12 protein-coding genes and 1 tRNA gene are annotated in these 13,816 nt (G+C 67.1%); 4 read left to right on the top strand and 9 right to left on the bottom strand.

Translation table 11 applies throughout. The features are described from left to right. Positions 1 to 48: 48 nt before the first annotated feature. Positions 49 to 1,068: a threonine-phosphate decarboxylase CobD gene (cobD, locus tag J4O73_RS19295; protein ID WP_426219981.1), complete on the bottom strand. Its 1,020-nt coding sequence runs from the start codon at positions 1,066 to 1,068 to the stop codon at positions 49 to 51. Here cobD and cbiB point away from each other — a divergent pair. Next, complete coding sequence (cbiB, locus tag J4O73_RS19290) at positions 1,060 to 2,043, top strand: adenosylcobinamide-phosphate synthase CbiB (protein ID WP_426219979.1); 984 nt, start codon at positions 1,060 to 1,062, stop codon at positions 2,041 to 2,043. The two genes, cobD and cbiB, sit on opposite strands and share 9 nt — an antisense overlap. 37 nt (positions 2,044 to 2,080) lie before the next feature. Next, entirely contained in the window at positions 2,081 to 2,998 is a 918-nt protein-coding gene (locus J4O73_RS19285; protein ID WP_426219977.1) for an NAD(P)-dependent oxidoreductase, read from the top strand. A gap of 1 nt (position 2,999) precedes the next feature. On the opposite strand, the gene J4O73_RS19280 is transcribed toward J4O73_RS19285, so the two are convergent. The 5 genes from J4O73_RS19280 to cobU form a co-directional block, all read right to left on the bottom strand. Further along, complete coding sequence (locus J4O73_RS19280; RefSeq protein ID WP_378973174.1) at positions 3,000 to 3,176, bottom strand: hypothetical protein; 177 nt, start codon at positions 3,174 to 3,176, stop codon at positions 3,000 to 3,002. Between the two features lie 172 nt (positions 3,177 to 3,348). Then, entirely contained in the window at positions 3,349 to 4,698 is a 1,350-nt protein-coding gene (locus J4O73_RS19275; protein WP_426219975.1) for an MFS transporter, read from the bottom strand. Between the two features lie 56 nt (positions 4,699 to 4,754). Further along, the gene (locus J4O73_RS19270; protein ID WP_426219973.1) at positions 4,755 to 6,215 is read right to left on the bottom strand and encodes a cobyric acid synthase; all 1,461 of its coding nucleotides are present in this window, start codon (positions 6,213 to 6,215) and stop codon (positions 4,755 to 4,757) included. Positions 6,216 to 6,244: 29 nt separating this feature from the next. Beyond that, positions 6,245 to 6,847: a cob(I)yrinic acid a,c-diamide adenosyltransferase gene (gene cobO, locus J4O73_RS19265; RefSeq protein WP_426219971.1), complete on the bottom strand. Its 603-nt coding sequence runs from the start codon at positions 6,845 to 6,847 to the stop codon at positions 6,245 to 6,247. Beyond that, a complete protein-coding gene (gene cobU / locus J4O73_RS19260) occupies positions 6,844 to 7,371 on the bottom strand; it encodes a bifunctional adenosylcobinamide kinase/adenosylcobinamide-phosphate guanylyltransferase (RefSeq protein ID WP_426219969.1) in 528 nt (175 codons plus the stop codon). The genes cobO and cobU overlap by 4 nt, the downstream gene beginning before the upstream one ends. Positions 7,372 to 7,460: 89 nt before the next feature. Between cobU and J4O73_RS19255 the strand changes: the two genes are divergently transcribed. Together J4O73_RS19255 and J4O73_RS19250 are read left to right on the top strand one after the other, a co-directional pair. Next, a tRNA-Glu gene (locus J4O73_RS19255) sits at positions 7,461 to 7,536 on the top strand. 104 nt (positions 7,537 to 7,640) lie between these two features. Continuing rightward, positions 7,641 to 9,422, top strand: a complete 1,782-nt coding sequence (locus J4O73_RS19250) for a DUF6538 domain-containing protein (RefSeq protein ID WP_426219967.1) — start codon at positions 7,641 to 7,643, stop codon at positions 9,420 to 9,422. Between the two features lie 447 nt (positions 9,423 to 9,869). Here J4O73_RS19250 and J4O73_RS19245 read toward each other — a convergent pair whose 3' ends face one another. From J4O73_RS19245 to J4O73_RS19235, 3 genes are all read right to left on the bottom strand, one after another. Next, positions 9,870 to 11,390 carry a DUF927 domain-containing protein gene (locus J4O73_RS19245; protein WP_426219965.1) on the bottom strand — a complete coding sequence of 507 codons (1,521 nt, stop codon included), beginning with the start codon at positions 11,388 to 11,390 and terminating at the stop codon, positions 9,870 to 9,872. Positions 11,391 to 11,820: 430 nt separating this feature from the next. Then, entirely contained in the window at positions 11,821 to 12,282 is a 462-nt protein-coding gene (locus J4O73_RS19240) for a hypothetical protein (protein ID WP_426219963.1), read from the bottom strand. A 575-nt stretch (positions 12,283 to 12,857) separates the two neighbouring features. Beyond that, positions 12,858 to 13,775 (bottom strand): hypothetical protein, encoded by a 918-nt coding sequence (locus tag J4O73_RS19235; RefSeq protein WP_426219961.1) that lies wholly within the window; start codon positions 13,773 to 13,775, stop codon positions 12,858 to 12,860. Positions 13,776 to 13,816 lie beyond the last annotated feature (41 nt).

Genomic DNA, 13,816 nt, shown 5'->3' with positions numbered 1-13,816 from the left:
CCAAGGGACCTGCGGTGGGGTCCGGGGGCAAGGCCCCTGGGCTCTCCCTTACTTGAGCACCCGCGACAACCGGCACCACGCGTCCTTGTCCGGCGGCAAGCCGAAGCGAAGGCGTTCCGGGCGTTCGGCGAAGCGACGCACGGCGATGCCCGCTTCCGCGAGGCGCCGGTAGAGGCCGGCCCCGTCGGGAAAGTCGGCCGTGCGGAACAGACGCGTTCCGCCGACGAGGCACCCGCCACCGCGCAGGATCATCCGGTCGAGGCGGTCGGCATCTGCCCCCCGCGCGCGCGAGGCCTCCTCGCGCCATGCGGCATCCGACAGGGCGGCGGTTCCGATGGCCAGTGCCGGGCCCGACACCGCCCAGGGGCCGAGCGCCGCGGCGATCCGCGCCGCCGTGTCGGGATCGGCCACGGCGAAACCGAGACGCAATCCGGCAAGCCCGTAGGTCTTGCCGAAGGAGCGCAGCACCACGAGTCCCGGCCCGGCATGGGGGCACAGGCTCTCCACGGGCTCCAGGTCGGCGAAGGCCTCGTCGGCCAGGAGTAGCCCGCCCCGGGCGCGCATCACCCCGGCGAGGTCGCGCCGTTCGGCGAGCGGCAGGGTGCGGCCGTCCGGGTTGTTGGGATCGACGATCACCGCGACCCGCGCCGTGCCGATGCCGTCCGGGGCCGAAACCTCCCGCACCGCGTGCCCGGCCCGTCGCCAGGCGGCGGCATGTTCGGCATAGGTCGGGCCGAGGATCGCCACCTCGGTCGGCGCCACGAGGCGGGGCAGGGTTTCGATCAGGATCTGCGTGCCTGGCGCGGGCACGACATGCCCGGCATCCGGCGCGCCGTAGGCCCCGGCCGCCGCCTCGCGCAACGCCGCGACGCCGGACGCCTCGGGCAGGCGCAGCCAGGCGCTGGCCTCGATCCTCGGCACGGGATAGGGGACCGGGTTGATCCCCGTCGACAGGTCGAGCCACGGCCGCGGCGCGTCGGGGAAGGCCTGTCGCAGCCCGCCGAGTTCGCCGCCATGGGCGATCACGGCGACGTCACGCGCGGAAACGCTCCACACCGAATGGTCCATCCGCCCGACACGCTCGCCCTTCTCGCCATCGCCCTCGGGATCGAGGCGGCTCTGGGCTATCCGGACGCGCTCTACAGGGCCATCGGCCACCCTGTCACCTGGATCGGGCGGCTGATCGCCGCCCTGGAGCGGCGGCTCAACCGGGGCTCGGACAGGCGCCGACGCCTCGGGGGGGTGCTCACGCTGATCCTGCTGCTGGCCGTGGTGGGCGGGGTCGCGGGCCTCCTCTCGGAGGCGGCGGCCTCCGTCGGCCCCCTCCCCGCTCTCCTGATTCTCGGCCTGCTCTGCGCCAGCCTGCCCGCGCAGCGCAGCCTGTCCCAGCATGTGGCGGCGGTGGAGGCGGCGCTGCGTACGGGCGGCATCGAGGCCGGGCGCCGGGCCGTCTCGATGATCGTCGGACGCGATCCCGACCGCCTCGACGAGGCGGCGATCTGCCGGGCGGCGATCGAGAGCCTGTCCGAGAACTTTTCCGACGGGATCGTGGCGCCCGCCTTCTGGATCGGCGCATTCGGACTGCCGGGCGGAGCGCTCTACAAGGCCGCCAACACCGCCGACAGCATGATCGGCCACCGCACCCCGCGCTACGCCGCCTTCGGCTGGGCAGCGGCCCGGTTCGACGATCTCGTGAACCTTCCCGCCTCCCGCCTCGCCGGTTTACTGATTGCGGGGGCGGCGTTCCTGCACGGCGCCGATGGGCGCGGCGCGCTCCGGGCCATGGCGCGGGATGCGCGCCGCCACCGCTCGCCCAATGCTGGCTGGCCCGAATCCGCCATGGCGGGAGCGCTGGGGCTGAAGCTCGCGGGCCCCCGCATCTACGACGGCGCCCTCGTCCCCGACGCGCATATGGGTGACGGAAGGGCCGAGGCCACGCCCGGCGATATCGGCCGGGCGCTCGCACTCTACCACACCGCTTGCCTGATCCAGGGGGGGCTGGTGGTGGGACTGCTGGCGCTCGTCCTGGCGGCGAGACTGTAGGCTGAGCGTGTTACGCCAGCCCCACGAGGAGAGCCCGATGCGCGCCGTGTTCGTGGATGCCAACGAGACCCTGGCGGCGGTGGCGCGGCGATTGCGCCGTCCCGAGGATCCGCCGCTCACGATCCACGCCGATCCGGACACCGTGCCCGAGGATCTGCCCCGCCTTCTCGCGGGAGCGGAGATCGCGCTCATCGACCACACCGCCCTGCCCCTCGCCGTGGCCCGCGCCTGCACGGGGCTGAAGCACGTCGTGTTCCTCGGCACGGGAGCGCGGAGCTACATGGACCCGGAGGCGCTCGGCGCCGAGCTCGGCATCGAGGTCCATCTGATCCGTAGCTACGGCGACACGGCGGTGGCCGAGGGCGCCTTCGCCTTGATGTGGTCGGCCGCCAAGGGTCTCGCCCGGATGGATGTCGGCATGCGCGCCGGGCAATGGCTGCGCACGGGCGGCATCCAGCTCACGGGCAAGACGGTGGGACTCGTCGGCTTCGGCGGGATCGGGGCCGAGATGGCCCGGCTCTGCGGCGGCATCGGGATGCGGGTCATCGCCTGGAACCGGACACCGCGGCCTCAGTCGGGCGTGGAGTTCGTGGATCTCGACACGCTGCTCTCAGACAGCGATGTCGTCTCGTTGCACCTGCTCCTGACCGACGAGACGCGCGGCTTCCTGTCGGCCGCGCGGATCGCCGCGATGAGACCGGGCGCGATCCTCGTCAACACGGCGCGGGGCGCCCTGGTGGACGAGGAGGCGCTGGCGGAGGCCCTACGCGCCGGTCACCTCGCCGGGGCGGGGCTCGACGTGTTCGGCGTGGAGCCACTGCCCGTGGGCCACCCGTTCACGTCGTTGCCGAACGTGACCCTGTCGGCCCACTCGGCCTTCCGCACGCCGGAGGCGGCGGACAACCTGATGGGCGCCGCCCTCGAGCATTGCCGCCGGATCGCCGCCGGCTTGTGAGCTAGTGCTCCGTGCCGGGCATGTTCGGCCGCGGCGGGCCGCCATGGTCGCGAATGATGTTGGAACGGCCCGGATGGCCCTTCAGGTCCGCGACCTGCTTGCGCGCCGCCGCGCCCAGGAACCACAGGGCCCCGATCGTGCCGAAAGCCAGAAACAGCAGGGGGTAACCGTTGCTCATCGCCCGCGTCCTCCCGGTGCCTCCCGCCGGTGGTGAGAGCACCCTCGCTCACGATGCGGCATCTCGGGCGCGATCCGCCCGGGCCGTCGTGCTGTGACGGAGGAGGCGCGCCTCGCGAGGCCGCCGGAGCCGTCGTGCCGGTCTGAGATCAACGCGCCATCGCTCATTCCGTTCAGCGCGCCGTGGCCGCACCGTCCGGCGCACTTCGCCGCGCCGCGTCCCGGCGCAGCGCCGAGAGAACGAGGACCATCAGCCCCGCCCCCGCCGCGAGGCAGGCCGAGAGGAACAGCATCGGCACGAGGTCGCTGCTCGTGGCGTCGCGAATCATCGGCACCGCGTTCTGGGCCACGAACCCGCCGAGATTGCCCACCGAGTTGATCGCCGCGATCCCCGCCGCCGCCGAGGCGCCGCGCAAGAAGGTGCCGGGCATGGTCCAGAAGACCGGCTGCGCCGAGAACGTGCCCGCCGCCGCGATGCACAGGCAGGCGAACTTCACCGCGTTGCCCGGTAGCACGACGCTGAGCGCCAGCGCGGCGGCGGCCACGAGCGCCGGGCCGACGACATGCCACGTCAGCGCCTGCCCCGTCGCGCCCGTCCGGGCCGCGTGGCGGGGCACCCACCACAGGGCGAACGCGGTCGCCAACCAGGGAATGACGTTGATGAAGCCATTGGCGAGGCTCGACACCCCGAACCCCTTCACTACCGTCGGGAGCCAGTAGCTCAGGCCGTAGGCCGCCAAGGGGAAGGCGATGTAGACGCAGGCCAGCATCTGGACCCGCCGGTCGAGGAGCGCGGCGAAGGGGTTGCCGTGCTCGGTGAGGCCGCCGTCCTGCCGCTCGGCTTCGAGGGTGCGCACGAGCCAGTCCCGCTGCGCCGGGGCGAGCCAGCGCGCCGCGGCGGGCCCGTCCGGCAGCACGATGAGGACCACGACGGCCAGCAGCAGGGCAGGCAGTCCGGTGGCCAGGAACACCCATTGCCAGCCCGCGAAGCCGAGCACCCCGTCGAGGTTGAGGAGCGCCCCGCCCACCACCGCGCCGATGGCGTTGGCGAAGGCCGAGGCGATCATGAACCAGCCGATCATCCGCCCGCGGTGCGCCTGCGGGAACCACAGGGTGAGCACGAACAGGACGCCGGGGAAGAACCCCGCCTCCGCCACCCCGAGCAGGAAGCGCAGCCCATAGAACATGGCCGTGCCGTGGGTGAACCCGAGCAGCACCGTCACCAGCCCCCAGGTGAACATGATCCGCGCGAACCAGATTCGCGCCCCGACCCGCTCCAGGAAGACGTTGGCGGGCACCTCGAACAGGAAATAGCCCAGGAAGAACAGGGAGGCGCCGAGGCCGTAGGCGGTCTCGCTGAGGCCGAGCGCGCCCACCATCTCCAGCTTGGCGTAGGAGATGTTCTGCCGGTCGATATAGGCCACGAGGTACATGAGCCCGAGCAGCGGCATCAGCCGCAGGGTCACGGTACGGATCGTGTCCCCGCCGAGGTCCGATTCCGGATTCTGGATCCCGCTCGCCATGGCCGCCTCCTCCGAGCGAGCCCGTCGCCGGACAGGTGCGGGCTCATTACTCTGAGTTATAGACCGGGCTCGGTCTCCCGTGCGAGGGCGAGCAGCCGGTCGCAATCGACATGCGCCTCGATGTGACGGGCGAGCCGGTCGAGGGCCGCCTCGACGCCGGCCTCGTAAGAGGCGCCCGCGCTCCGCGCGCCCAGACGGGCGAGCCACGCGCCGCGCTGCGCGTCGTCGGCGAAGACCCCGTGGACATAGGTGCCGTGGACCCGGCCATCGGCCGAGACTGCCCCGTCCGGCCGCCCATCGGCGAAGCGCAGGAGGGGACGGGCGGCATCCGGCCCCCGCGTCTGCCCGACATGCATCTCATACCCGGCGAAGGGCAGGCCATCGGCCACGCTGGTGCCGGTGACGGAGACGAGGCTCTTGTCGTCCGTCAGCACGGTCTCGACGTCGAGCAGGCCGAGGCCCGGCACCTCGCGCGGCGGGCCCTCGATCCCATGGGGATCGGCGATGCGGCGCCCGAGCATCTGGTAGCCGCCGCACAGGCCGAGCACGTGCCCGCCCCGGCGCCAATGGGCGCGGATGTCGATGTCCCAGCCCTCGCTCCGGAGAACATCGAGATCGTCGATGGTGGTCTTCGAGCCGGGCAACAGCACCAGGGCGGCTTCCGGCGGAATCGTCTGGCCCGGCCGCACCAGCACCACCCGCACCCCCGGCTCTGCGCGCAGGGGATCGAGATCGTCGAAATTGCTGATGCGCGGCATGACCGGCACCGCCACGGTGACGGCCCCCTCCCCCCGTGCCTCGGAGCCCGCGAGGCCGAGCACATCCTCCGCCGGCAGGCGCGCCGCCTCGGGCAGGTGCGGAACGAGGCCGAGCGCCTCCCAGCCGGTACGCTCGGCGATGAGGCGCATTCCGTCCGCGAACAGGCTCGGATCGCCCCGGAAGCGGTTGACGAGGAAGCCCCGGATCATCGCCGCATCCTCGGGATCGATCACCACCCTGGTGCCGACGAGGCTGGCGATGACCCCGCCCCGGTCGATATCGCCGACGAGGATCACGGGCGTGCCGGTGGCGCGGGCGAAGCCCATATTGGCGATGTCGCCCGCACGCAGGTTCACCTCCGAGGCCGAGCCCGCCCCCTCCACGAGGACGAGATCGGCCTGCGCCTTCAGATGGGCGAAGCTGTCGAGGACGGAGGCCAGGAGACGTGGCTTCCAGGCTTGGTAGTCGCGGGCCTTCACCGTGGCGACCATGCGGCCCTGGACGACCACCTGCGAGCCCACCTCGCTCTGCGGCTTCAGAAGCACGGGGTTCATGTGGACCGAGAGCGGCACCCGCGCCGCCCGCGCCTGGAGCGCCTGGGCGCGACCGATCTCGCCCCCGTCGGCGGTGACGGCGGCATTGTTCGACATGTTCTGCGGCTTGAACGGCCGGACGCGCAGGCCCCGGTCCGCGAAGACGCGGGCGAGACCGGCGACGAACAGCGACTTGCCGACATCCGAGCCGGTGCCCTGGATCATCAGGGCGCGGGGGGAGCGGGGCGGCGTGCTCAGAACTCGATCCCCTCCTGCGCCTTCACTCCGGCCGCGAAATGGTGCTTCACGCTGCCCATCTCGGTGACGAGGTCGGCGGCCTCGACGAGCGGCGCCTTGGCGTTGCGGCCGGTGACGACCACGTGCAGGTCCGGCCGCCGCGCCTGCAACGCCGCCACGACCTCGGCGAGGTCGAGATATTCGTAGCGGAGCGCGATGTTGAGCTCATCGAGGACGAGGAGGCGGATCGCGGGATCGGCCATCAGCCCGGTCGCCACGTCCCAGGCATGGCGGCAGGCGGCGATGTCGCGGGCCTTGTCCTGCGTCTCCCAGGTGAAGCCCTCGCCGAGCGTGTGCCACGTGACCCGATCACCGAAGGCCGCGAAGGCGTGCCGCTCGCCCGTGTCCCAGCCGCCCTTGATGAACTGGACCATGCCGACCGTCCAGCCGCGCCCCAGCGCCCGGACCATCAGGCCAAGGGCCGCCGTGGTCTTGCCCTTGCCGGGGCCGGTGTGGACGATGAGCAGGCCCTTCTCGATGGTCTTGGCGGCGACCTCGGCATCCTGAACGGCCTTGCGCTTCTCCATCTTCTCGCGATGGCGGTCGGCCTCGTCGGTCATGCGGGGGCTCCTGGCTTCACGGTGAGGGGCAGGCCGGCGACGGTGAGCACGACCCGGTCGGCGAGCGCCGCCATGCGCTGGTGCAGGCGCCCCGCCTCGTCGCGGAACCGCCGGGCGAGGGCATTGTCGGGCACGATGCCGAGGCCGACCTCGTTCGAGACCAGCACGACGGGCCCCGGCGCGGCGGCGCAGGCGGCTTCGAGGGAAGCGGCGGCGGCAGCGATGTCGGCTTCCGCGAGGATGAGGTTCGTGAGCCACAGGGTCAGGCAATCGACGAGCACCGGCCCCGGTGCGGTGGCGACGGCCTCCGGCAGGGCGAGGGGCGCGTCGCGGGTGATCCATCCCTCCCCCCGCCGCGCCCGGTGCTGGCCGACGCGCTCGGCCATCTCGTCGTCCCAGATCTCCGCGGTGGCGAGATAGAGCCACGGCGCGGGGCAGGCCGTGACCAGCGCCTCGGCATAGGCGCTCTTGCCGGAACGAGCGCCCCCCAGGACGAGGGTCAGACGGGGAGGAGGCGACGACATGGCCTCTCTTCGCCCGAACTGCACCGTGGGTCAAAACCGGCGGTTGCCGTCTGCGATTCATCCGACTATAGGAAGCCCAGCCCGCGCGAGCGCCCTTCGTCTAGCGGTCCAGGACGTCGCCCTTTCACGGCGAAAACACGGGTTCGATTCCCGTAGGGCGCGCCACTCAACGCGTAAGGCGTTGTGTGCTCAGAAAATGTTGTTTTCCAGGTGTTTGGCTCCCGCCACGTGCTACATTCGCGTGCTACGGGATCAACATGATGGGTCGCATGAAGTTCGTTCAGCGCCGCGCCGGTCGCTACGAGTTCCGCTTCCCCCTGCCCGACGATCTCGCGGGCCTGCCCACCCCTCATTTCTGGCCGGCGCCGCTGGCATGCTTGATCAATGCGCGCGCCGGACGCCTCAAGACCGAACTCATCCGCTCTCTCCAGACCAACGATCGCCTTACGGCCGAACGTCGGGTCCTCCTCCATATTGCGGAAGCGCATCGGCTCGTTGATCAAGCGCGCCGCGTGCTGTGCGACGGTCCGACAGCTAGCATCAGCCCCAATCAAATCGCGGCTATAGCTCGTGATCACGAAATCGAGCTTCTCGCCGCGGACGTAGCGATTCGCGCGAAAGGCCTCGGGCTCGATTTATCGCGAGACGAGAACCAATATCACGACGGTCTCGGCATGACGGACGATGACCTGTCCGCCTACCGGATGTTGGTCGGGGAACTGGACCGACAAACCCGGGACCAAGCTGCACGGATGCGGCCAGGCGAGGCGATCAGTGACTTTGTCAACCGCGCGGTAGAGCAGCGCGGCGCCCTCTTGCATCCGGACGACCCAGCATGGCGTCAGCTGGAACTCGCTTTTGTGAAGGCCCAGCGCAGCGCCTTCGCCGGCATCCGGGCGCGGCTTGATGGCGATGAGGTAGCGACGCCGGAACGGCAAAGTGAGATAAAAGGAATGCCTCTAACAGCGGCGCTTGAATTGTGGTCGGAAGCTCGGAACACCGGCGCCAGGAAACCCCAGCCCTCCTCCATCGCAGAGGCTCGGCGCGCGACGCGTCGCTTCGTCGAGTTGCATGGCGATCTTCCGATCACCGAAATTACAAAGGCGCATGCCCGCGCCTTTCGCGATGCCCTGGCACGGGTGCCCAAGGCGCTGCCCGCCCGACTGGCGAAACTGCCTCTCCCCGAGATTCTGAAGCAGGATCTAAGTAAGTATTCCAGGCGAAACGCGCAGACGATCAATAAGACACTGGCCCTACTCAGCGGCATGCTCACCCGTGCCGAGCGCGATGGGTTATTCGAGTCGCTGCCAACCTGGACGAACCCGTTCCACGTTGGGTTCGATGTCGCCCCCGCTGAGCGCGAGCCCTATGAGCCCTTCAGCACCGCCGAACTGCAGCGCCTGTTCGCGTCACCAGTTTACGCACGGCACGAGCGTCCCCTCGGCGGACAGGGGGAGGCCGCGTATTGGTTCCCGCTGATCGCACTCTTCAGCGGCGCGCGGCGCACTGAGATCGCACAGCTCAAAATTGGGGACGTGCGGCAGGGCGAGGGGGGGATCTGGTACCTCGACATCACGAACGAGGGCGCTGACCAGAACTTGAAGACAGCATCATCAGCGCGCTCGGTGCCGGTCCATCGCGAATTGATCCGGCTTGGCCTGCTAAACGTGGTCGCTGCGCGCGCGCGCAAAGACGCAGCAAGTGCACCGCTGTGGCCTACGTTCGCTCCGCCCATCGACCCAAAGGCGAAAGCTTGGACGAAGTGGTTCGCCCGCTATCTCGGCGTGCACGTTGTTGACCATTCGGCCAAGACATTTCACTCGTTCCGGCACACCTTTAAGCGGGCATGCCGCGAGGCGGGGTTGAGCGAAGAAGTGCATAATGCACTGACCGGCCATGCTGGCGGCGGAGTGGGACGTGGCTACGGACGCGAACGGCGGGCCGATGGGACGCTCGACCGCGGTATCTCGCTCACACGGCTGCAAACCGAGATCGACAAAGTAATGTACCTAGGCGTGACGCTTCCCTCAGTAGAGCAGCTGACTCCGTAAGATATTGAATTCAAGCTGCCGCGAGGAGCGTAAGAGGTGCTGCAGTTAGAGTTGTGGCGCGTTTGCGTATTAAGGCTCGCTCAAAGGCCATCGGAAACCTGGTCAAACTCGACCTCTTTCGGTCCTTCGTCCTGCCTGCTCAGATGTCCGCATTGATGACACAAGCAGAGCGAAAGCGGCGGCTATGTCAACTTCGCCGCGATGAACACGTTTAAGCATCTCCGCGATGCGCTTGGAGCCGATATGCGGCCAACGATTCGTAGTGTCCTTCTGGATGACCGAGATCTCGTCGCCGACCGCGACGCCTGCCGGCCGAGCGTAGCCTTAAGACAGAAGTGCATCGAAAATTATGACTGTGATTTAGCCAACAAACTCTTGGCTTCCATTGGGGGAAGGCCCCGCAGTCTCGTGACCGCGGGGGTTGTCTCCGTGTTGTCTGACCCCTTATCAGGTCACAACGATGGCGTCCTCGCCGCTGCGGCGCCCCCGCCCGGCCGCCTCAAGGAATGCCGTCAGCGTCGTCAGCTTCATCACCAAGCAACGCGGCTTCGCTACGACGCGGCCGTTCTCGCGATTTATCAGCCGAACGTGGACCTGCTTGCCGCGCCGGTTACCATGGCCCGCCTCGATCACGCCGGCCTCCTCGAGCGCGCCGATCAGCACCGCCGGCTCCGTCGTCTCTCCAAGCACGGCGCCGAGGCATTCCTGACGGATCGCGACGAAGTCGTCGCCTGCCTTGCTGAAGCGAAAGCCGGCCGTTCGGTCGTTGAGGACAAGTTCAGTCGCCGTACCGATGATGGGGAACACAGCCACGTCGTCGAGAGCGTCGCGCAGCACCACGATCGCCTCGACCGGACAGCCCTCCTGGAGAGCTGCTAGGGCTCGGCGATAAAGGCGTCGCACGACACGCCCGGGCAGGTTCGCTTTCCAAGGCAAAAACCCAGTTTCCACCGCGATCTTGCCAGTCGCATAGATCAAGCCGAACTTGGCGGCGATACGTCTCTCGTGAGCGTCCGCAGGCGTCACATCGGCGACAAACTTCTCAATTAAACTGTTGACGCGGTCACGGTTCGCCCAGACATAGGGGACCCAGCGGCCTAGCACGCGGCCATGGTGGCGTTTCATCCCCTCCTCCAGCCGCTTGATGAGGTCGGCCGAGTAGCCCGGGTCGTTGACCTTCGGCCGGTCAACGAGGCCACCCGCTTCGCGCGGAGGCACGGGGATAGTGATGAAGCGGGCCGCCTCTTGCTCATCCCAGGTCAGTCCCGCCATCTGAGCCATCTCCGCACCGGACCGGTTGCCATTGCTCAGAATAGGCGAGCGGATACGCAAGTTCGGCAGGGTCGCCTTAACCGCGGCTGAGTATTTCTTGCTACTGCCTTCCACGAGGCCGTGTGTGATCCCCGGGAGGATCTCACGCATATCTGCGCGCTTGGCCTTCTCCGCCGCGTTGAACATTACGACGCGATCGCGACGCGATGCAGCTGTCTCGGCGAAGCTGTGGTCGCTTTGTCGCCAATCCGAGTGGCTGCCGGGTGGGCCGTCGATGGTGGCGCAGACACGGATAGTCGTAGCCTTCCCGGTCGAACACTTGTCGACAAAGTGAAACGCGGCTCCCTCGGGCAGACCGGCCCAGGCGAAGACCGGGCCGGAGAGCGCCACTAGCACCGCGAAAGTGAGATAGCTCGACTCAGCACAAAGCGCCGCGACCTCCCAGCGCCAGCCACAAAAGGTACCCGCTTTCAGAAGAGCGCCTGGGGCAGTGGTGCCAGTCCAGATGTATCGGTTCCAGCCGCGCCCGCGGCGCAGCCCGGGGCCGATGTAAGCCTCGCGCCCCTTCCAGCCGCCATAATCGACGGCCGTCAGGGTACCCTCAGGGGCGGCGGCGATGAGCTCGGCAACCTGTTTCTTGGCGATGTCAGGATCGCTGGAGAGGTGCTCTGAGACGCTGCCAATCTCCTTGGCCATCTGGCCAAGTGAGCTCGTCCTGCTAATCATCAATGTCCCGGTGCGCCCCCGGCGGATTCTGACGGTAACGAGGTAATGTAGAGTGTCGTCAGCCTCCTTGCGGATTCGAATTATACTGATCGGCATGTCGGGGGTGCGAGAGATTGCGCGCCGCGTAAGACGGGCGGCTTTGACGGTCGCAGCGTCGCGCGTGATCACGCGAGGAGCGTGAGCCTGGTGAGACAAGCCCGTCTCACCGTCTCGCCGCCTCACGCGGTCGGCACGACCGGTTAAGGGAGAGGAAGTTTTGGGATGACATTTCCGAATTCTCACAGCGTAATCCTTTTGCAGCTTTAGCTATTTATCTGTCATTATCTAGCAACAACATTGTTATTTGCTCCAAAATTGGGAGATTATGGGGGCTTCAGTCGCACTTTCGTGAGTACACGGCTCATGGCAGCAAGCTTACGAGCTGCCCATTGAGTCGCTTGCACCCGACAAGGATCACGCGCTCTCCAAGGCTCAGCCCGCAGAGCCAGCGGTCGAAAATGCGCTGATCACTGCTGTCGAGCGGGAGATGCCTTCGCGCTTGACGGCCGTTCTTGCCGAGGTAGGCGATGCGCTGCTCGGCGTACCGCTTCAGAGCGTAGGCCTGCTGGCGGGCCGTGTTGCTAACTTCCTGAATGACGAGGGGCTTGGCGTAAGGCGGGAGGTAATAACGAGTCCCGACCCCGAGCGCCGCGTGAAGCTCATCCCGCGTCGCACCCGCGACGATGAGGTGAACCTGCCCGGCCCAAGTTTTCGTGCCATTGAGATCGCGGTTCAGACAGACCTCGAAAGCACCGACCGCCTTTGGGCGCTTGCCGGTTCGCTTCGTCAGCCGCATGAAGCCGCGCTTTACGTGCTGCTTCACCGCCGGGATGGAGATCGTCCCCGGCCCGGCCTCGTGGGGTACCTCCCACCGGGGATGAACAAGGGTCGGGGCAAGGAGGGGCCCGGGCTGGGCGCGCAACAACGTGTCGGACTGTGGGGTGAGGGTGATACGCTGGCCGTACTGCCCGTGGTGGCAGCCATCTCGGCAGCGGCGCAGGCCGCACTTCTCAGGAGTGCACCGCTCGAGGCCCCGGAGTAGGCCACATGGCGTGTCGGTTCGGCCTAGCGCCCGAACCATATTTTGTTGCCGCCGGGTCGCGTCACTAGGGGTTTCGAAGTTAGGAAGACCGAGCGCCGCGAGACGCTCCAGTGGATCAGGCGGGTAAATCGGGGACACAGAAGGCCTCGCTCACTGTTGCGAAGCCCTTCCATTTACTAGGTCCGTTTCACGACAACAGGCAGCACTGGTTTCCCATGCAATCTGGTTTTTGCGTTTGGTTTTCTCAGCCTAAAACATTGATATCATTCCATTTTCAAAAACGTCAAAAATCCCTTTTGCTTGTTGCCCGCGGCATCAGCTGATTTGACGAGGCTGATCTCACGATCTCACGTGCCTCACAGCCCTGACGGTATCGCCTGGTCGCTCGTCCAAGCGGCTCGGATCAGCGCGAGCAAGTTGTCACGGTGGTTGTCGACGCCTGCCTTTGCCGCGTTTTCTGGCCGACCACCCTGGCTCGTCGGGATCTCGCCCCACACCTCCATGAAAACGACCTTCGGTTGAAGCGCCTCTTTGCCTAGGGCGCTCTCCAAGAGCTCCAGCACATTTTTTTTCGTGAGGCGGATGCCAGTCTTTTCCATGAAATCGCGGATTGCCCTTCCAATGCGCCGCCGCGCTTCAGCCTGCTTCTTCTTAGTTCCCTTTTCGTCCTGCTTTCGGCCCCAACGGCCGAGGTCGTCATGCTTAACAAGCACGCGAGCCGTCACCGGTTTGCCGAACTGGCCAGGCACGACTATCAACCCGGCATAGAAGGCCCATTCGCTTTGAACGGCCCAGATGCCAGGCGTCGTAATTTCCTCAACATTGCCCCAAGGGCGGTGAAGTGCATAGGCTACGAGCCTGCCGGCTTCGAATTCCGCAATGACTCGGTCACACACAGTGCGATAAAGCCGAGCGCAGGCACGCAGATCAGTGCGCTTGACTTCAGTTGCGACGGGACTGCTGCGCAGAATCGGTGCATCCTTGACGAGGCGCAGTCCCCACTTTGCCCGATAGACTTTTCGCCGGCTGTCATAACGGAACGGCAGCAGGTCCCACCCGGGCAACCGACCCCATTCTACAGGGCTCATGCGGCGCCCGACTTCGTCTAGAACGAGATGAAGGCCAAGAAAGCCCGGAGGCGTGTGCTTGCCACTTTGAGCAGGCAGCTTAAGCGGTGTGAATACGGATGTTGTTGCAGTTGGAACGGAGCCCAAATCCCTTTCATTCAATGTATCGGAATGAGAGAGCGCAGCCGCCATGGATTTCATATTCACCCCAACTGCTTCTGCTTAAGTAGGCTCCTCTGATGCTAAAA

The organism is Methylobacterium sp. NFXW15, assembly GCF_049887755.1.
GTDB lineage: Bacteria > Pseudomonadota > Alphaproteobacteria > Rhizobiales > Beijerinckiaceae > Methylobacterium.
This window is presented reverse-complemented; position numbering and strand designations above follow the sequence as displayed.